Raw genomic sequence first — 18810 nt, forward strand, 5'->3', positions numbered from 1 at the left:
ATGCATGCCCGAGCTCACCCGCCGGGGACGGATGCTCGTACTCGCGATCTGCTGCATGAGCCTGCTGATCGTCAGCCTCGATGTCACCGTCCTGAACGTCGCCCTGCCCGCCATGCGCCAGGACCTGGACGCCAGTGTCTCGGGCATGCAGTGGACGATCGACGCCTACACGCTCGTCCTCGCCTCCCTCCTGATGCTCGCCGGATCCACCGCCGACCGGATCGGCCGCCGCAAGGTCTTCATGGCGGGCCTGGTCCTGTTCACCGCCGGATCGGCGCTCTGCTCGCTCGCGTCCAGCCTGGACGCGCTCATCGTCTTCCGCATGGTGCAGGCCGTCGGCGGCTCCATGCTCAACCCGGTGGCGATGTCGATCATCACCAACACCTTCACCGACCCGCGTGAGCGGGCCCGCGCGATCGGGGTGTGGGGCGGCGTCGTCGGCGTCTCGATGGCGGCGGGCCCACTGGTGGGCGGGGTGCTGGTCGACTCGGTCGGCTGGCGGTCGATCTTCTGGATCAATCTGCCGGTCGGCCTCGCCGCCCTCCTGCTCACCTGGCGTTTCGTCCCCGAGTCCCGCGCACCCCGGGCCCGCCGCCCGGACCCGGTGGGCCAGCTGCTGGTCATCGCGCTGCTGGGCGCGCTCACGTACGCGATCATCGAGGCGCCCCAGAAGGGCTGGACCTCGCCGGAGATCCTGCTCTTCGCCGCCGTCGCGGCGGGCGCCCTGGCCAGTCTGGTGCTGTACGAACCGCGGCGCACCGACCCGCTGATCGATGTGCGCTTCTTCCACAGCGCCCCCTTCAGCGGGGCCACCGTCATCGCGGTCAGCGCCTTCGCGGCCCTCGGCGGCTTCCTCTTCGTCACCACCCTCTACCTCCAGGACGTACGGGGCCTGAGCGCCCTGGACGCCGGGCTCCACATGCTGCCGATGGCCGTCATGGTCTGCGTGCTGCCGCCGCTCTCCGGGCGGGTCGTCGCCACCCGGGGGCCGCGTCTGCCGCTGCTGGTGGCGGGGATCGGCATGGCGGTGGGCGGGCTGATGTTCGCGGCCTTCGACGCGGAGACCGGTACGGCGACGATGTTCACCGCGTACGTCGTCTTCGGCGTGGGCTTCGGCGCGGTGAACGCGCCGATCACCAACACCGCGGTCTCCGGGATGCCCCGCGCCCAGGCGGGCGTGGCCGCGGCCGTCGCCTCGACCAGCCGGCAGATCGGGCAGACCCTGGGGGTCGCCGTGATCGGGGCGGTCCTGGCGGCCGGGACGACCGCGGCGCGCACCCCGGACGGAGGGATTCCGGCGGCCGGCTTCGTGGCGGCGAGCCGGCCCGCCTGGTGGATCATCACCGGCTGCGGGGTCTGCGTCCTGCTGGTCGGCCTGGTGAGCAGCGGGCGCTGGGCCCTGGCGACGGCCCGCCGGACCGCCGAACGGCTGGAGGGGGACGCGGCGGCCCCGGCCCCGCCCGGAGGCGCGCGGGAACGGCCGTCCTCGGCGGGCGCCCGGGGCTGAGGGGCGGCGGCCCGCGCGGTCACCGCGGCTGCCCGCGCGGTCACGGCGGCGCTCCGGGAACACCGGGCCGTCCGGACACGTTGGTCCTTGGGCCGTGTCCGGCCCAAGGACGGGCACGGCCCAGGCGACATCGGCCACCGTGACATGCCCGGGGGGCGGCTCATGATGACGGCTCTGCTCGACCTCGACGGTCTGCCGCCGAGGGAACAGCTGACGGCGCTCAACGAGATGTTCCTGACGAGCAAGCACCCCATGGGCGTCGTGGGCGACGAGGCGGACGGCTTCGCCGCCTCGCTGCGCGGCGTGGAGCTGGCCTCGGTGCACATGGCGGAGCTGACCATGTCGCCGGGGAAGGTGGTGCGCTCCGAGAGGATGGTGCGGCAGGCCGATCCGGAGCTGGTCTCCGTGGTCGTGGCCGCGTCCGGGTCCGTGGTGCTGAGCCAGGCCGGGCGGGACGCGGTCCTGGACCCCACCACGCTCGCGCTGTACGACAGTTCGTACCCCTACGAGATCCGGCTCGACGGCGACGGCGGGCCGGCGACGCTCCTGCGGGCCCACATCCCCCGGTCGCTGCTGGGCCGGTCCCCCGCGCAGCTGCGCCCGCTGCTCGCCCGGCCGTTACCGGGCCGGGACGGTTTCGCGGGCATGGTCGTCCACCTGATGAACAGCCTGGCCGGCGAGGCGCACGCGTACGGGTCCCATGACCTGCCCCGGCTGTCCGAGATCAGCGGCGACCTCCTCACGGCCCTGGTCACCCACCACCTCGACGAGCGAACGGATCCGGAGGACCCCTCGGGGCGGGGCGCCCTGCTGCTGAGCATCGAGGCGTTCGTCCGGCAGCGGCTGCACGATCCGGAGCTGTCGCCGCGGGTCATCGCCGGCGCCCACCATCTCTCGGTCGGCCATCTGCACCGGCTGTTCCACACCCGGGGCACCACGCTCGCGGCCTGGATCCGGGGTCTGCGCCTGACGTACGCGGGCCGGGACCTGCGCGATCCCGCGCTGCGCGAGGTGACCGTGCACCAGATCGCGACGCGCTGGGGCTTCAGGGACCACTCGACCTTCACCCGCAGCTTCCGCACGGCGTACGGGATGTCGCCCCGGGACTACCGCCATGTCCCGCCGGGTCCGGGAGGGGTCCTGCCGACGCCGGGCTGACGGCCCGGAGCACCGGTCCGGGCCGGGGGCGGCGCGGACCGGTGCTCCCGGACTCCCGTGGTCTCAGACCGCTTCGCTCTGGCGCTCGCGCGCCGGGGCGGAGACCGGTTCCCCGGTGGCGAGGGGCGGCATCCGGAACATGAGGACCGCGGCGACGAGGCTGATCAGGCTGATCCCGCCGGCGTAGAGGGTGACGCCGACGGAGGAACCGGTGGCGTCCTGGAGGGCCACCGCGATCATGGGGGCGAGACCGCCGCCGATGATCGCCCCGGTCTGCATGACGAGGGACGAGCCGGAGTAGCGGACGTGGACCGGGAAGGTGTCGGCGATGATCGCGCCCTGCACGCTGTGCGTGATGGGCATGACCAGTCCCATCATCAGGAACGCGGCGAGCGTGACGCCCCGGGAGCCCGTGTCGACGAGCGGCAGGAAGACGGAGCCCGCCACCAGGAGCGCGCCCGATCCCGCCAGGAACATCCGGCGCCGGCCGAAGCGGTCCGCGACCATCGTCCACACCGGGATGAGGCAGCACCAGACGGCGGCGGCAGCGGTGACGCACAGCACCAGGTACTGCCGGTCGAAACCGACGGTCGAGGTGCCGTAGGAGAGGCTGTAGACCATGAACACATAGCCCACCGCCCCGCTGGCCACCGCGGCGAACAGGGTGGCCGCGAGCCTCGGGAAGCCGACCTTGAGGGATTCCCGCAGCGGATTGGCGACGACGCGGTCGGCGGAGACCGCGGCCGCGAAGGACGGCGACTCGGCGACCCGCAGGCGGACGAAGAGGCCGAGGACGACCAGGACTCCGCTGAGCAGGAACGGGATCCGCCAGCCCCAGGCGGTGAAGGCCGCGTCCGGCATCACGGCGCCGGTGGTGAGGATGACCAGGTTCGCCAGGACGAGGCCGGCCGGCGTGCCCATCTGCGGGAACCCCGCGAACAGGTTCTTCCTGCCGTCCGGTGCGTGCTCCATGGAGAGCAGCGTGGCGCCGGCCATCTCGCCGCCGAGGGCGATGCCCTGCACGAAGCGCAGCAGCACCAGCAGGACCGGTGCCCAGACCCCGATCACCGCGAAGGTGGGGACGAGGCCGATGAGGGTGGTGGCGATCCCCATCATCAGGAGGGAGACGACCAGGGTTCCCTTGCGGCCGACGCGGTCACCGAAGTGGCCGAAGACCAGGCCGCCGACGGGGCGGGCGGCGAAGCCCACGGCGAAGGTGCTGAACGCGGCGAGCGTGCCGGCCGTGGGGCTCAGCGAGGGAAAGAACTGCGAGTTGAAGACGAGGGCGGACGTCGTCCCGTAGACGAAGAAGTCGTATCCCTCCAGCACGGTTCCGCTGAGGGTCGCCAGCGCGACCCTGCGGGTGGCCCGGCCGTCCTGGGTGCCGGGGGTGCTGGGGGTTCTTGGGGTGCTGCTTCCGGTACTGCGGCTGTTCTTCATACCGTGGCCCTGTCAGGTCGGCGGGAAGGGGATTCAGCGGTCCGTCCGCCGCATACCACGGTGCGGGCCGGACTCTCGGGTCGATCGGGGTCACTGCGGACGGGGGCGGGGGCCTAAGACACGGGAGCGGCGGTGCGTGAGCGGCATGGCCTGGCTCATTCCTCGAAGGGGACGGGGTCGGGGAAGGACTGACGCGAGGCGCCCCACTGCGGGGCGGTGACGAAGCGGCCGAGCCGGCCCCGGGCGACGACCCGCCGGGCCGCCTCGCCCGCCGCGTCGATCACCTCGGCCTCGTCGGCGCGGGTCGGGCGTCCGTCGCGCAGCAGCACCCGGCCCGCCACGACGACATGGCTGACGTCCTGGCCGCCCGCCTTGTAGACCAGGGCGTGGACCGGCATGTGCAGGGGCTGGAGATGGGGCCGGCGGGTGTCCACGACGGTGATGTCGGCCGCCTTGCCCTCCTCCAGCGAGCCGATCTCGGCGTCCTGGCCGATCGCGCGGGCCGCGTCGATGGTGACCATCTCCAGCAGCTTGCCGGGGGGCAGCAGACAGGTGTCGCGCTGTTGCAGCTGGGTGAGCGTCTGGGCCTGGCGCACGGCGGTGAACAGGTCGAAGCTCGACATCGGCGCGCAGCCGTCGGTGGTGACGGCCACCGTGACCCCCGCGTCCAGCAGTTCGGGGACCGGGCAGCGTCCGCGCAGCGCGCCGACCACCACACCGGGGCCGTGCGTCACGCTCGTCCCCGTCTCGGCCAGGATCGCCACCTCGCGGGCGCTGAGACCGAAACCGTGCTGGAAGTGGACGTCGGGGCCGAGCAGCGCGTGCGGGTCGAGCCGGTGGGCGAGTTCGACCATGCCGCCGAAGGCGTCCGTGTGGACGCGGGTGCCGTAGCGGGCCGCGAGGTCGCGTACGCGGGCGGACTGCTCCCGGTCCTGTGCGGTCAGCCGGGTGGCGCGGTCGGGCGTGGCCGGGCCGCTCGGATCGAGGGAGGGGACCATGGTGTACGGGGTGACGGCCACCGTGATCCGGCCGTCGGCGCCGTTGTGCCAGGCGGCGACGGTCTCCTCCGCGCCCGCCATCATCCGGTCGAGGTCCACGCGGGTGCGGTGGTGGGTGCCCTCGTCCGTCCAGTGGCCGTTCTCGCGCGGCCAGGGCAGACCGCTCGGGCCGACGCCGAGCACCAGGCGCGTGCCCGTCTCCGCGTAGGCGCGGGCGTGGGCGTCTCCGAACTCCGGCCGGTCGGAGCGGGGCTGGGAGCCGAGGACGCTCACCCCGCAGGTCACGCCGAACCTCAGCCGCTCCAGGGCGGCGAGGCGTCCGTCCGCGTACCAGTAGCCGGTGTCCGTGTGCTCGAAGTAGGTCCGGGTGGCGATCCGCATCCACCAGGACAGGGTGTCGACGCCGATCGTCTTCAGCAGGGCGTGCCCGCCGTGGCCGTGGGCGTCGATGAGACCCGGGAGGACCACCTGTCCCGTGCAGTCGAGGGTGTCGGCGGCGCTCCAGCGGGCCCGGACGTCCTCGGTGGGGCCGACGGCGGTGACGCGGCCGTCGGTGACGGCGACCGCGCCGTCGGTGAGCACCCGCCGGGCCGGGTCCATGGTGATCACGCAGCCGCCGGTGAGCAGGAGGTCGGCGGTGCGCCGGCCGGGGTCGCCGTGGCCGGTCATGGTGCGGCCCTCCTGATCGGGTAGGTCGGCGGGAAGAGTTCCTGTTCCGTACGGCCGAGGTGGTCGCGTTCGGGGTAGGCGGCCCGGTAGCGGTCCAGGTACGCCTGGGCGCGTTCGCGGTCGCCGGGGCGTGCGCCGAGGAGCACGCCGCCGTCCACGACGGTCCGCCCGTCGACGACGACGGTGCGCACGTCCCGGCCGTCGCCGGCGAGGACGAGGGTGCGGATCGGGTCGTCGACGGGGCCGGTCCGGGGGCCCGACAGGTCGATCACGGTGAGGTCGGCCCGGGTGCCCTCGGCCAGCCGGCCGAGGTCGGGGCGGCCGAGCGCGTCGGCTCCCCCGAGGGTCGCCGCGTCGTAGAGGTCGCGGCAGGAGCCGGCGGAGCGGCGCCGTTCGACCGCCTTGGTGAGGACCATTCCGGTGTCCATCGCGCGGATCATGTCGGGCGGGGCGGTGTCGGTGCCCATGGCCATGCGGATGCCGTGGGCGAGGTAGCGGTCGAAGGACTCCAGGACGACGGCGTAGCGGGCCACCGCCATGGGGCAGAAGATCACGGTGGTGCCGCTGTCGCGCAGCAGGTCGAGATCGTTGCCGGGGCCGGGGAGCTGGCTGTGCCCGGCGACCGCCCAGGCGTGCGGGATCAGGGTGCGCGGTCCCAGGAAGCCCAGGTCGTGGAGGAGTTGCATGGGGCGGCGGCCGTGCGCCTCGCGCAGCAGGCCGACCTCGAACAGGGTCTGTCCGGCGTGCAGCCGGACCGGGCAGCGCAGTTCGTCGGAGAGGGCGCGGGTGCGGCGCAGCAGCGCGGGGTCGACCGTCTCGACGCGGGAGGGGGCGAGCATGCCGCGCACCAGGCCGTGGCCGGCCCGCTCGATGTCGGCCACGAACCGGGCGGCGGCGTCCAGTCCGGCCTCGCCGAGCCTCGGTTCGCGGTGCAGCCGGGTGCGGCCCCGGCCGTCGACCACGGGCACGGCCGAGCGGTAGCTGGGGCCGAGGTAGACGCGCAGTCCGAGGTCCGCGGCGGCCTCGGCCGCGTCGGCCGTCTCCTCGTACGTCTCCGCCCACTCCTTGGAGATCTCCGAGGCGATGGGCAGGGCGGTGGTGATGCCGTTGAGGAGGAGCTGGCCGAAGGCGTAGCGGCGTTTGAACGCCTCCTCCTCGCGGCCGAAGACCTCGTGGCGCCGCTCCAGATAGCGCTCGGACCACCGCTGCCCGGTGGCGAGGGCGTCGTCCTGGTAGGTGTCGAAGACGGCGTGGTCGATGTCGCCGAGGGCGTTGAGGTCGACGAAGCCGGGCCCGACCAGGGCGAGTCCCTCGTCGCGCTCGACGTCGACCCGCCCCTCGAAGCCGTGGCCGACGTGGACGACCGTGTCGTCCTCGTAGACGACCGCGCCGTTCTCGTACACGACGTGGCCGGTCCCGTCGTACCCGACGACGAACCGCGCCGAGACACGGGTCCTCATCGGGCCGCCCCGTCGGACGCGGTGCCGGGTGCGCCGTCCGCGGCGAGGATCTCGCGCAGGTGCTCGGCGGTGCGGGTGATGAAGCGGAGCTGTTCGGGGCCGTCGCACGGGGTGCCGGTGAGGTGGCCGAAGTCCGGCCGCTGCCCGGCCGCTGCCAGGTCCTCGTAGGTGTGGGTGAGGCGGAAGACCTCGGCGAGTTCGGTGGTGGTGAGGTCGGGGTGCGCGGCCAGCCAGTCGGGGTCGTACACGTGCATCGGCATGACCGTGCGGTCGCGGGAGTTCTCGATGGACAGCCGGAGGCCGGGCCGGTGCGCGCCCAGGGCCGCGAGGATGGCCTGCCAGTCCATGACGCCCTCGCCGCAGGGCGCCAGCATGCGTCCGATGCCGTAGTCGGTACGGAACAGCGCGACGTCCCGGACGTGGCTCATCCGCACGTAGGGCGCCACGCGGCGGGCGGCCTCGACGGGGTCCTCGGCGCGGGCGACGACGTTGGCGGAGTCGTACGTGATCCCGACGGCGTCCGGTCCGACGGCCTCCACCAGGCGGACCACCTCGAAGGAGGTGATCTCCTCGTGGGTCTCGACGTTGAGGTGGATGCCCAGGTCGAGGGCGGCGGGCCGCAGGACGCGGAGGAACTTCTCGATCCCGGCGAGCTGGTCGCTCCAGGGGGCGTCGGTGCGGAACCGGTCGAAGACGTGGTAACCGGGCAGCCGGGGCTTGTAGTTGGCGGTGCCGACCCAGAGTTCCCGGCAGTCGATCTCCGCGCAGGCCCGCATCATGCGGATCATGCCGGCGGTGTAGTCGCCGTTGCCCAGCTCCCGGACCTCGGGCGCCTCCGCGTTGGCGTAGGGGTTGACCTTGGCCAGCCCCATGTCGAGGTAGAGGCCGAGTTCGTCCGCGCGCCGGCGCAGTTCCTTCAGGACGTGCCGGTCCAGCGTCGGCGTGATGTCGAGGACGGTCCTGAAGAAGACCCCGTCCAGGCCCAGTTCGGCGGCCTTCTCCAGGCTCTCGACCGCCGGGCGCGTCGCCGCCCCGGGAAGCTTGCGGCCGTCCACTCCCACCTTCATGCGTATGTCTCCTTGCGCTGTTCCGTTGCGGTTCATGACAGGACGGCGGCCGGTGCCGGGCGGTGGCACTTCACGGTGACCGAGCCGTGGGGCGAGCCGAAGGGCGTGGGGCCCGGGACCTCGTGGAGGCACCGGTCGTGGCCCCGGCCCTGGGGGCAGTGCGCCGCGAAGAAGCAGCCGCGCCCGGTCCCGGAGCCGTACGGGGGTGCGCCGGCCCCGGTCCGCAGGGCCGCGGTGAGCCCGTGCCGGGGGCGGGCGCGGAGTTCGGCGGCGGGCCCTCGCTCGACGATCCGCCCGCCCGCGACGATCTGGAGCGTGTCGCAGAGTCCGGCGACCGCTCCGAACGGGCCGCCGATCACGATCAGCGCGGTGCCGTCCGCTTCGAGGGCCGGGGCGACGGCCCTCAGCCGGTCGGTCCGGGCCCCGGCCTCGTCGGCGGGGAGGCCGGTGAGGACGGTGACGAGCACCCGCGTCCCGGCCGGTACGGGACCGGTGTGCGGGAGGGCGGGCGCCGCCGGGTCGAGGAGGGCGATGCCGGACGCCGGTCCCCCGGCCTGTGCCGGATCGCCCGCCGGACCGTCCGCGAGGCGGACCGTCCCCGCGAGGACCCGGTCGCCCGGGGCGGGGCGGCCGGTCAGGGTCCGGGCGAGCAGCGGGAGGGCGGCGTCGTCCTCCCCCAGCACGCCGAGCCGTTCGCCCCGGCGCAGATCGAAGTTCACGTCGTCGAGCACCGTGCGCACCGCGCCGTCGAGGGGGAGCGCCGCACGCAGGCCGCGCACCCGGAGCCGTACGTCGCGGGCCGCGACCCTCGGGCCCGGTGAAGCCGGTATGTGGTGCGCCGTCACGTCGTTCTCCCAGTCCGCCGGGGTGACGCGGGTGGGTCCCGGTCGTTCCGGCCGCGTTCGTTGCTGGTGAGTCTCGGCGCGGGACGTCATGCGTGTCCAATACCTCTTGCCGTCCACGGCATAGCCGTACGGGCATGGGTCGGGCGAGGCCGTCCCCCGGCCGGGACCGCCCCGCACCCTTGCCCGTTCCGGCTGCTGAACCCCTTGCGTCATAGCCGCCGGGGCATACCCTGGGCCGATGGATCCCGAGAAGCTGCTGGACGGCCGTCTGAAGCTGCGCCATCTGGTGCTCCTCACGACCATCGCGGAGCACGGCTCCGTGATGCGGGCCGCGGAACATCTGCGGGTGACCCAGCCGGTGGTGACGCGCGGGCTGCGCGAACTGGAGGCGATCCTCGGCGCCGAGGTCTTCGAGCGCGGTCCGCGCGGGGTGACGCCCACCGTCTGCGGAGAGGCGTTCATCGGGCACGCGCAGGTGGTGCTGGCCCATATCCGCAAGGCGGGCCAGCACGTGGCCGAGCTGAACAGCGGTCAGGTGGGCACGGTCACCGTGGGCACGCATCTGGCCGGGGCCGGTCTGCTGCTGCCGAAGGCCATCACCCGGCTCAAGCGGGAGCGCCCCCGGGTCACCGTCGTCGTGAAGGAGGCCCCGCCGGACGTGCTCCTGGCCGACCTCATGGCCGGTCAGGTGGATCTGACCGTGGGCCGGCTCAACGCCTCGGACCCCGGGGGCCGCACCCGGCAGATCCAGCTCTACAGCGAACCGGTCAAGCTGGTCACCCGGGCCGGCCACCCGGCGCAGTCCCTCGCCGCCCCGCGGCTGGCGGACCTGATGCACTTCCCGTGGAGCCTGCCGGTCGCCAACACCTCCCTGCGCAGGGAGGTGGAGCGGGTCTTCTTCGAGGCGGAACTGCCGCTGCCCGAAGACCGGGTGGAGTGCACGTCCATCCTGACCCTGCGCACCCTGCTGGAGGAGTCGGACACCGTGGCCACGCTGCCGGTGCTCATCCCGCAGCGTGACGACCGGCTGGCCGTGCTGCCGACGCCCCTGCCCTCGGTCTCCCGCCTCGTCGGGGTGACGCTGCCGCACGACCGCGCGCCCAGCCCGAGCACCCAGGCCCTGCTCCAGCATCTGCGGGACGTGGCGGCCGAGATCCGGGGCATGCTCCGGCCCGTGGCGGGGGCAGAGACGGGGGCCGGGACCGGGACCGGCTGAGGCGCGCACGCGTGTCGGCTCCCCCGCGAACGTCCGCCGGAAGCCGGGAGCCGGGACCGGGTGACGTCAGCGAGTCAGCGGAACGAGCGGTGCGGGCAGCGGTCCCGGGTCGCCGGTACGGGCGAAGGAGGCCCAGGCCGCGCGGACGCCCCGGCCCACGGCGTCCACCTGTGCCCAGGAGAGGCTGCCCAGCATCGGCGCGTGCCGCCAGGCGTCGGCCGAGCCGAGGAGCAGCGGGATCTCGACGCAGTGGGTGGCGCCGTGGGGCGAGCCGGCCGGCCGCCAGTCCAGCCGGTATCCGTGGACGCGGGCGCCCCGGCGCTCCAGCCGCTCGCGCAGCTCCCGCAGCGGCTCCTCGTAGACGCGGCGGGTGCGTGCGGCGACGCCGCCGCTGTCGGACGGGCCCTCGGGAAAGGCGGACATGTCGTCGGCGTTCCAGCCGTACAGCACGTCCGGGGCCTGGTCGCCGAAGGACGCGGGGCCGGGTCCTTCGGGCAGCGGCGCGGTGCCGGCCACCGGCCCGAACGGCGGCTCCAGGAAGTTCCCGGTCCGCTGCCGGTGGTCGGCCGCGGTGCGCGCCTGGGCGGCGAGCAGTGCGTCCGCCGGGGCGGTGCGGGGGTCGGTGCCGAGGTGGGCGGCGAAGATCCGCCCGGTCGCGCGGGCCTCGGCCGGGGTGCGGGTGAGCAGCGACAGCGGCGGGCTCTGGAGGATCACCCGGCGCAGCAGGGCGCGGGCCCCGGGCGTCTCCAGGAGCAGCAGGGCGGACAGGGCGCCGGCCGACTGGCCGAAGACCGTGACGTTGCCGGGGTCGCCGCCGTGGTCCGCGATGTGGTCCCGGACCCAGCGGAGCGCCTCCAGCTGGTCGTGCAGGCCGAGGTTGCCCTCGCTGACCCCGTCGTGGACGAGATAGCCGAGCGCGCCGAGCCGGTAGTTGGCGGCGACCACGACGACGTCCTGCTCGGCGGCGAGGGAGCTTCCGTCGTACCAGTCGAGGATCCCGGCCCCGCTGCTGAACCCGCCGCCGTGGAACCACACGAGGACGGGCCGCCGCCCCGCCGCGGGGGCGGCGGGGCGGGTGACCGTGAGGTGGAGGCAGTCCTCGTCGTGCGGGTGCCGGCCCGGGGGCGGGCCCATCAGTGCTTCGAGGCGGGAGTCCGGCTGGGGGCAGACCGCGCCGGACGAGGACGCGGTGTCCCCGTACGGCACGGGCCGGGGCCGGGCGAATCGTGCGGCCGTGGCGTACCGGAAGGGGCCGCTGCGGACCGTACGCGGAGTGTTCATGCCTCACCTGCGGGTTCGGGGACGAGGCGTCGGGCCGGGGCGGCGGGACGCTCGGGAACCAAACGGAACAGCGCCACCGCCCCGACGAGGCTGAGGGCGCACATGCCCACCAGGTACCAGGTCACACCGGTCGACGACCCGCTCGCGTCCAGAAGCGCGCTGGAGATCATGGGGGCCAGCCCGCCGCCGAGCACCGCGCCGATCTGGAGGATCAGGGAGGTGCCCGAGTAGCGCACGCGTACGGGGAAGGTGTCGGCGATGATCGCGCCCTGGACGCAGTGGGTCACCGGGATGATCAGGCCCATGCCGGCGAGCGCGAGCAGCGCCGGCAGCCGGTCCCCCGTGTCGAGCAGCGGGAAGAACACCGCGCACCACAGCAGGATGGCGACCGATCCGCCGATGAAGAGGGTGCGGCGCCCCCTGCGGTCGGCGACCGCGGTCCACAGGGGGATCGAGACGAACCAGAGCACGGCGGCGGCGCTCACCCCGAGGACCAGGAACCGCTGGTCGAAGCCGAGGTGCTTGGTGCCGTAGGACAGCGTGAAGACCATGAAGACGTAGGCGACCGCGGAGTTGGCCACCACGGCGAGCAGGGTGACGGCCAGCCTCGGCAGTCCCGTGCGCACCGCCTCCGCCAGCGGGAAGCGGACCACCTCGTCCTCCTGCCGGGCCCGGTCGAAGGACGGCGATTCGGTGACGCGCAGCCGGACGACCAGTCCCACGCCCACCAGGACGAAGCTCAGCAGGAACGGGATGCGCCAGGCCCAGGCGGTGAACGCGGCGTGTCCGGCGAGCGAGCTGGTGGCCAGGAAGATCATGTTCGCCAGGACCAGACCGGCCGGGGTGCCCATCTGCGGGAAGCCCGCGTACAGGTTCCGCCGCCCCTCGGGCGCGTGCTCCATGGACATCAGGGTGGCGCCGGCGCCCTCGCCGCCGAGGCCGATGCCCTGGACGACGCGCAGGAGGACCAGGAGGACCGGGGCCCAGATGCCGATGGTGTCGTAGCTGGGCACCGCGCCGATGAGGGTCGAGCCGATCCCCATCATCACCAGGGACACCACCAGCGTCGACCGGCGCCCCAGCCGGTCGCCGAAGTGTCCGAAGACCAGACCGCCGAGCGGCCGGGCGACGAAGCCGACCGCGAGGGTCGAGAAGGCCGCCAGGGTGCCCGCCGCCGGGCTCAGGTCGGGGAAGAACTGCTTGTCGAAGATGAGGGCGGCGGCCGTGCCGTACAGGAAGAAGTCGTACCACTCCAATGTGGTTCCGAGAAGCGTGGCAAGCGCCGTTCTGCTCGCGCCCGTGGAACGGTCCGCGTCGCTCATGGATCACCTCGTCTGCTGGGGACGCGGGGGGAGCCCCCGCTTTCGGTGGATCCTGGGCCCCCCGGCGGAAGCGGACAAATGCCGGTTCGCCCCGGAGCTATAGCGGTGCGGGTATACCGGAGGACCGAATCCGTCGGACCGGGGAGCGCCGGCCGCCGCCCGGCCGGTGGCTGTCCCGCGTGGAAACCGGGCCGCGGGGAAGACCACCGGCCCTGCCATACCGAAGTCGGCATACCTGCTGCGCAAAACGTCATTTGTGGTCATGGCTGCCCGCTCCCAGGGTGGAGACCATGACGGCACAGACACCGCGGTGGATCCGCAACTTCGTCGATGGACGCTTCATCGACCCCGACGACGGCGGCAAGAGCTTCGACGCGACGGACCCGGCCACGGGCCTCGTCCACTCCCGCGTCCACGAGGCCGACGCGCCTCTGGTCGACCGCGCCGTCACGGCGGCGCGCAGGGCGCTCGGGCCCTGGTCGGCGACGCCCGTACGGGAGCGGACCGAGGTCCTGCGCCGGGCGGCCGACCTGATCGAGGAGCGGTTCGACGCGTTCGTGGCCGCCGAGGTCGCCGACACCGGCAAGCCCGTGGCGCTCGCCCGTGATCTCGACGTCTCCCGGGCCGTCGCCAACTTCCGTACCTTCGCCGACGTCGTCGCGGCCGCCGGCCAGGAGTCCTTCCTGACCGATCTGCCGGGCGGCGCCCACGCCCTCAACTACGCGGTGCGCAAGCCCCTCGGGGTGGTCGCGGTCATCGTGCCGTGGAACCTCCCGCTGCTGCTGCTCACCTGGAAGGTCGCCCCCGCGCTCGCCTGCGGCAACACCGTCGTGGTCAAGCCCAGCGAGGAGACGCCGGGCACGGCAACCCTGCTCGCCGAGGTGCTGGCCGACGCGGGGCTCCCGGCCGGGGCGTACAACGTCGTGCACGGCTTCGGCGGCGGATCGGCCGGGGAGTTCGTCACCACGCACCCCGGCATCGACGGCGTCACCTTCACCGGATCCTCGGCGACCGGCGCCCAGGTGATGAGGACCGTCGCGCCGCGCGTCCGCCCCGTCTCCTTCGAGCTGGGCGGCAAGAACGCCGCGCTCGTCTTCCCCGACGCCGACCTCGACGAGACGCTGGACGGCCTGACCCGGTCGGTGTTCACCAACACCGGCCAGGTCTGCCTGTGCACCGAGCGGGTCTACGTCCACCGGTCGGTCTTCGCCGACATCGCCGACGGACTGGTCGAGCGGGCGCGCTCGCTGCGCCTGGGCAGCCCGCAGGACCCGGCGACCACCACGGGGCCGCTCATCTCGCAGGCCCACCGGGAGAAGGTGCGCGGCTATCTGGACCTCGCCCGGGAGTCCGGCGCGAAGGTCCTCACCGGCGGCGGCACCCCCGCGCTCGGCGCGGAGCTGGACGGCGGATCGTGGATCGAACCGACGCTGTGGACGGGGCTGACGCACGCCGACCGCCCGGTGCGCGAGGAGATCTTCGGCCCCGTCGCGGCCCTGATCCCCTTCGACACGGAGGACGAGGCCGTCGCGCTGGCCAATGACACCGACTACGGTCTCGCGGCCTCCGTGTGGACCCGCGACCTGCGGCGCGGCCACCGCGTGGCCCAGGCCATGAACGTCGGGATGTCCTGGGTCAACACCTGGTTCCTGCGCGATCTGCGCTCGCCCTTCGGCGGCGTCGGCCTCTCCGGTCTGGGCCGGGAGGGCGGTGCGTCCTCCCTGCACTTCTACACCGAGCCGACCAATGTGTGCGTGCGGCTGTGACGGCTCCCGCGCCCCGGAGGCCGGTGCTCCCCGGCTTCCCCGACCGAGCGAAGGCCGCCCCTCCCGCGGGCGGCCGGAAGGACGTGACCATGGGCGACCACGCCCCGTGCCGCGGCCGGGCCCCCGTGCCCGGCGCGCACCCGACCCCCTGCGCACCCCCCGCGCACCCCGGCGAAGGAGGCAGCCGATGATCCCCGAAGAGACGGTCCGGGCCCTGGCCGAGCGGCTCCACACCGCCCAGAGCACCGTGACGGACACCCTCAGCCTGGCCGACACGCACACCCTGTCCGTCGAGGACGCCTACGCCGTGCAGGCGGCGCTCCTCGCCCTGCGGCAGGGACGCGGCGAGCGCGTCACCGGCGTCAAGCTGGGGTTCACCAGCAAGGCCAAGATGGAGCAGATGGGGGTCTCCGAGATCATCGTCGGCCGGCTGACCGACGCCATGTGCGTGGCGGACGGCGGCACGGTCGACCTGGCCCGGTTCATCCACCCGAAGGTGGAGCCCGAGGTCGCGTTCCGGCTGGCGCGCGACGTGGACCCGGACGATCCGGACACCGACATCGTCGCCTGCGTGGACGCCGTCGCACCCGCCCTGGAGATCATCGACTCCCGCTACCGCGACTTCCGTTTCACCTACGAGGACGTCGTCGCGGACAACACGTCGGCGGCGGGCTACGCCATCGGCCCGTGGCGCCCGGTCGAGGACGTCTCCGACCGGGCCGTACGGCTGCACGGCGGGGACCACGACGTACGCGGGACGACCGCGGCCATTCTCGGCGCCCCGGTCAACGCCCTGCACGCCCTGCTCGACATGGCCCGCCGGCGGCGCATTCCGCTGCGCGCGGGCGAGGTCGTGCTCGCGGGGGCGGCCACCGCGGCGGTGCCCCTGACACCCGGAACGATCACCTGCGAGGTCGACGGCCTCGGCCGGGTCGGCGTGAGGGGCGTCTGATGGACCAGGCACGTATCATCCCCGGCAAGGCGCGCCCGCGCGGCCGGTTCCCGCACTACCGCCGCGCCGGGGACCTCGTCTTCGTCTCCGGCACCAGCTCCCGCCGGCCCGACAACACCTTCGTCGGCGTGGCGACGGACGAGCTGGGCACCACCGACCTCGACATCCGCGCGCAGACCGGCGCCGTCATCGAGAACATCGGCGGCATCCTCGCCGAGGCCGGCGGCTCCCTCTCGGACGTCGTCCAGGTCACGGCCTATCTGGTCAACATGAACGACTTCGGCGGCTACAACGAGGTCTACGGCCGGTACTTCGACGAGAGCGGTCCGGCCAGGACCACCGTCGCCGTGCACCAGCTCCCCCATCCCCATCTGCTCATCGAGATCCAGGCCGTGGCGCATCTGCCCGCCGCCACCACCCCGAAGGAGACATCGTGACGGACATCCCCGAGGTCATCGACTTCCAGGGCTGGATCGACGCCCACGCGCATCTGCTGAAGCCCCCGGTGAACAACCGCACCATGTCCCTCGGCAACGACTTCATCGTGCAGATCGTCGGCGGCCCCAACCAGCGCACCGACTTCCACCTGGACCCGTACGAGGAGTGGTTCTACCAGGTCAAGGGGGACATGCACGTCAACCTCATGACCGACGACGGCCCGCGGACCGTGCACATCAAGGAAGGGCAGGCGTGGCTGCTGCCGGGCGACGTCCCGCACTCCCCGCAGCGCCCCGACCCCGACTCCATCGGCCTGGTGATCGAGCGGGTCCGCGAGGAGGGCACCCTGGAGAAGTTCCTGTGGTTCTGCCCCTCCTGCTCCGCACCCGTGCACGAGGTGGAGCTCCAGGTCCGCGACATCGTCGCCGATCTGCCGCCGGTCTTCGAGGAGTTCTACGGCGACGAGCGGGCCCGGAGCTGCTCCCGGTGCGGGGCCCTGCACCCCGGGAAGGGCTGACCGTGGCGGACCTGATCGACGTCCACACCCACTACGTGCCGAAGGGCTGGCCCGATCTGACGGCCCTCGGCGGGCCGGACGCGCCCTGGCTGCGGATCGAGTCCGAGTCCGAGGCCATGATCATGACCGGCTCCTCGGAGTTCCGCCGCATCCAGGCGGACTGCTGGGACGCCGGGACCCGGCTGCGGGACATGGACGCGGACGGCGTACGCGCCCAGGTGGTCTCCCCCACCCCGGCCTTCTTCTCCTACGGCCGCAGCGGCGCCGAGGCCGCGAAGATCGCCACGATCTTCAACGATCTGGCCCTGGAGATCACCGCCCCGGCCCCGGACCGGCTGATCCCGTTCTGCCAGGTGCCCCTCCAGGACCCGGACGCCGCGTGCCGCGAGCTGGAGCGGGCGGTCGCCGCCGGCCACCGGGGCGTGGAGATCGGCAACCACGTCGGTGACCGGGACCTGGACAGCGAGGGGGTCGTCACCTTCCTCCAGCACTGCGCCTCGCTCGACGTGCCGGTGTTCGTCCACCCCTGGGACATGGACTCCTCGCCCCGGCTCGACCGGTGGATGGCCCGCTGGCTGACGGCGATGCCGGCCGAGACCCATCTGTCGATCCTCGCGCTGATCCTGGGCGGCGCGTTCGACCGTATCGACGAGCGCCTGAAGATCTGCTTCGCGCACGGCGGCGGCTCGTTCGCCTTCTGGCTGGGCCGGATGGAGAACGCCTGGCACGGGCGCAACGACGTGATCGGCACCTCGCAGTACCCGCCCTCGCACTATCTGGGCCGGTTCTCCGTGGACTCCGTCGTCTTCGACGACCGCGCGCTGCGGCTGCTGGTGGACACGGTCGGCGAGGACCATGTGATGGTCGGCAGCGACTACCCGTACCCGCTGGGCGAGCGCCCGGCGGGCGGGGTGGTCCGCACGAGCCCCTCGCTCACCGAGACGGCACGGCACAAGATCACCCGTGGGAACGCGGAGCGCTACCTCGGGCTCTGACCCCGCTCCCCGTCGGGCACGGAAGGAAACCTCGTACAGGCCCTCGCCCGCCCTCAGGCCCCCGGCCCGCTCCCGTGCGGGTCCGGGGGCCCTGTCGTCAGTCCCCTGGCCGCCTCCTCCAGACTCCGCAGCAGCGCGTGCGCCGACGGGCTGAGCGTGCGGTCCGCCGACAGGGTCAGGCCCACCCGGTGCCCGATCCGGTCCATCGGCACCGGGACCTCGGCGAGCCGGCCGTCGTCCCGGATCAGGGAGCTGGGCAGGACGGCCACCACGTCCGTCTCCAGCAGCAGCTGGCGCACGGTCAGGAAGGAGGTGGCCTCCACCCGGTTCCGGGGCAGTCCGAGGCCGTGGAGGGCGAACAGCTCCTCCACCTCGCGGCGGAGCACGGTCTGCGTGCCGGGCAGGATCCAGGGGAAGCCGAGGGTGTCGGCCAGTGCGACGGCCGGCGACGCGGTCAGCGCGTGGCCCGCGCGGACGACCAGCCCGACGGACTCGTCGTACAGCGGGCGCCGGATCAGGCCCTCGCCGGAGGAGGCGGTCAGCCGGCCCACGACGAGGTCGACCCGCCCGGCTTCGAGGTCCAGCAGCAGATCCTCGGGGGACGCCTCGCGCACCACCACGGTGAGGAAGGGGTGGTCGCGCTTCAGCTCGGCCACGGCCCTCGGCAGCAGGATGTTGGACCCGGCCAGATGGGTGCCCACGACGACGGTCCCCCGGTCCGCGTCGGCCAGCTCCACGACGTGCCGCCCGGCCTGGGCGAGCTGGGCGAGGACGGCGCGCGCGTGCTGGGTGAACGCCTCGCCGAACACGGTCGCGCGCACACCGCGCGGGCCGCGCTCGAACAGCGCGACGCCGAGGATGTCCTCCACCTCGTGCAGGCTCCGGGTGGCCGCCGGCTGCGTGGTGTGCAGTTCGGCCGCCGCCGCCACGACCGAACCCTGCCGGGACAGCGCGTCCACCAGCAGCAGGTGCCGCATCTTGAGCCGGCCGTCGAGCAGGCGGGGGATCTCCACCCCACGACCCTAACGGAGCCCTTCCGGCCCACCGGCCAGGAGGCGACCGGTGGTCAAGTCATCGGTCACCGACGGTCAAGGACAGCCGCGGGACTACGGCCCGATGCTGGAACCACCCGGTTCGCGGGGAGTCACCGGAGCAACGGGGGCCGCGAACCGGGGTCAC

Annotated in this window: 16 protein-coding genes; 8 read left to right on the forward strand and 8 right to left on the reverse strand. The window is 73.5% G+C overall.

Annotated elements, in window-relative coordinates; translation table 11 throughout:
• Positions 1-4: 4 nt before the first annotated feature.
• Together ACZ4FH_RS20895 and ACZ4FH_RS20900 are read left to right on the forward strand one after the other, a co-directional pair.
• Positions 5-1507 carry an MFS transporter gene (locus ACZ4FH_RS20895; RefSeq protein WP_467306461.1) on the forward strand — a complete coding sequence of 501 codons (1503 nt, stop codon included), beginning with the start codon at positions 5-7 and terminating at the stop codon, positions 1505-1507.
• 162 nt (positions 1508-1669) lie between these two features.
• Positions 1670-2665 carry an AraC-like ligand-binding domain-containing protein gene (locus tag ACZ4FH_RS20900; RefSeq protein ID WP_467306462.1) on the forward strand — a complete coding sequence of 332 codons (996 nt, stop codon included), beginning with the start codon at positions 1670-1672 and terminating at the stop codon, positions 2663-2665.
• Between the two features lie 63 nt (positions 2666-2728).
• On the opposite strand, the gene ACZ4FH_RS20905 is transcribed toward ACZ4FH_RS20900, so the two are convergent.
• From ACZ4FH_RS20905 to ACZ4FH_RS20925, 5 genes are all read right to left on the reverse strand, one after another.
• The gene (locus ACZ4FH_RS20905) at positions 2729-4105 is read right to left on the reverse strand and encodes an MFS transporter (protein ID WP_467306464.1); all 1377 of its coding nucleotides are present in this window, start codon (positions 4103-4105) and stop codon (positions 2729-2731) included.
• 155 nt (positions 4106-4260) lie between these two features.
• Positions 4261-5772 (reverse strand): amidohydrolase family protein, encoded by a 1512-nt coding sequence (locus ACZ4FH_RS20910; protein ID WP_467306466.1) that lies wholly within the window; start codon positions 5770-5772, stop codon positions 4261-4263.
• Positions 5769-7232 carry a chlorohydrolase family protein gene (locus ACZ4FH_RS20915; RefSeq protein WP_467306468.1) on the reverse strand — a complete coding sequence of 488 codons (1464 nt, stop codon included), beginning with the start codon at positions 7230-7232 and terminating at the stop codon, positions 5769-5771. Before ACZ4FH_RS20915 ends, ACZ4FH_RS20910 begins: the two co-directional genes overlap by 4 nt.
• Positions 7229-8299 (reverse strand): sugar phosphate isomerase/epimerase family protein, encoded by a 1071-nt coding sequence (locus ACZ4FH_RS20920; RefSeq protein WP_467306470.1) that lies wholly within the window; start codon positions 8297-8299, stop codon positions 7229-7231. Before ACZ4FH_RS20920 ends, ACZ4FH_RS20915 begins: the two co-directional genes overlap by 4 nt.
• A 32-nt stretch (positions 8300-8331) precedes the next feature.
• Positions 8332-9144: an ABC transporter ATP-binding protein gene (locus ACZ4FH_RS20925; protein WP_467306472.1), complete on the reverse strand. Its 813-nt coding sequence runs from the start codon at positions 9142-9144 to the stop codon at positions 8332-8334.
• A gap of 238 nt (positions 9145-9382) precedes the next feature.
• Here ACZ4FH_RS20925 and ACZ4FH_RS20930 point away from each other — a divergent pair, with 238 nt between their 5' ends.
• Positions 9383-10360 (forward strand): LysR substrate-binding domain-containing protein, encoded by a 978-nt coding sequence (locus tag ACZ4FH_RS20930; RefSeq protein WP_467306473.1) that lies wholly within the window; start codon positions 9383-9385, stop codon positions 10358-10360.
• Positions 10361-10426: 66 nt separating this feature from the next.
• Here ACZ4FH_RS20930 and ACZ4FH_RS20935 read toward each other — a convergent pair whose 3' ends face one another.
• Together ACZ4FH_RS20935 and ACZ4FH_RS20940 are read right to left on the reverse strand one after the other, a co-directional pair.
• Positions 10427-11641, reverse strand: coding sequence for a carboxylesterase family protein (locus ACZ4FH_RS20935; RefSeq protein ID WP_467306474.1), 1215 nt, complete (start codon positions 11639-11641; stop codon positions 10427-10429).
• Entirely contained in the window at positions 11638-12963 is a 1326-nt protein-coding gene (locus ACZ4FH_RS20940; RefSeq protein WP_467306475.1) for an MFS transporter, read from the reverse strand. Before ACZ4FH_RS20940 ends, ACZ4FH_RS20935 begins: the two co-directional genes overlap by 4 nt.
• A 290-nt stretch (positions 12964-13253) precedes the next feature.
• Here ACZ4FH_RS20940 and ACZ4FH_RS20945 point away from each other — a divergent pair, with 290 nt between their 5' ends.
• The 5 genes from ACZ4FH_RS20945 to ACZ4FH_RS20965 all read left to right on the forward strand — a co-directional run bounded on the left by ACZ4FH_RS20945 (position 13254) and on the right by ACZ4FH_RS20965 (position 17631).
• Entirely contained in the window at positions 13254-14729 is a 1476-nt protein-coding gene (locus ACZ4FH_RS20945; protein WP_467306476.1) for a 2-hydroxymuconic semialdehyde dehydrogenase, read from the forward strand.
• Positions 14730-14916: 187 nt separating this feature from the next.
• Positions 14917-15681, forward strand: a complete 765-nt coding sequence (locus ACZ4FH_RS20950; protein WP_467306477.1) for a 2-keto-4-pentenoate hydratase — start codon at positions 14917-14919, stop codon at positions 15679-15681.
• Complete coding sequence (locus tag ACZ4FH_RS20955) at positions 15681-16118, forward strand: RidA family protein (RefSeq protein ID WP_467306478.1); 438 nt, start codon at positions 15681-15683, stop codon at positions 16116-16118. The genes ACZ4FH_RS20950 and ACZ4FH_RS20955 overlap by 1 nt, the downstream gene beginning before the upstream one ends.
• Positions 16115-16636 carry a 3-hydroxyanthranilate 3,4-dioxygenase gene (locus tag ACZ4FH_RS20960; RefSeq protein ID WP_383633094.1) on the forward strand — a complete coding sequence of 174 codons (522 nt, stop codon included), beginning with the start codon at positions 16115-16117 and terminating at the stop codon, positions 16634-16636. The genes ACZ4FH_RS20955 and ACZ4FH_RS20960 overlap by 4 nt, the downstream gene beginning before the upstream one ends.
• Positions 16637-16638: 2 nt before the next feature.
• The gene (locus ACZ4FH_RS20965; protein WP_467306481.1) at positions 16639-17631 is read left to right on the forward strand and encodes an amidohydrolase family protein; all 993 of its coding nucleotides are present in this window, start codon (positions 16639-16641) and stop codon (positions 17629-17631) included.
• Positions 17632-17684: 53 nt separating this feature from the next.
• Here the strand turns inward: ACZ4FH_RS20965 and ACZ4FH_RS20970 are convergent, their stop codons facing one another.
• Entirely contained in the window at positions 17685-18644 is a 960-nt protein-coding gene (locus tag ACZ4FH_RS20970; RefSeq protein WP_467306482.1) for a LysR substrate-binding domain-containing protein, read from the reverse strand.
• Positions 18645-18810 lie beyond the last annotated feature (166 nt).

The sequence above is a fragment of the Streptomyces sp. NPDC024555 genome (assembly GCF_055559335.1).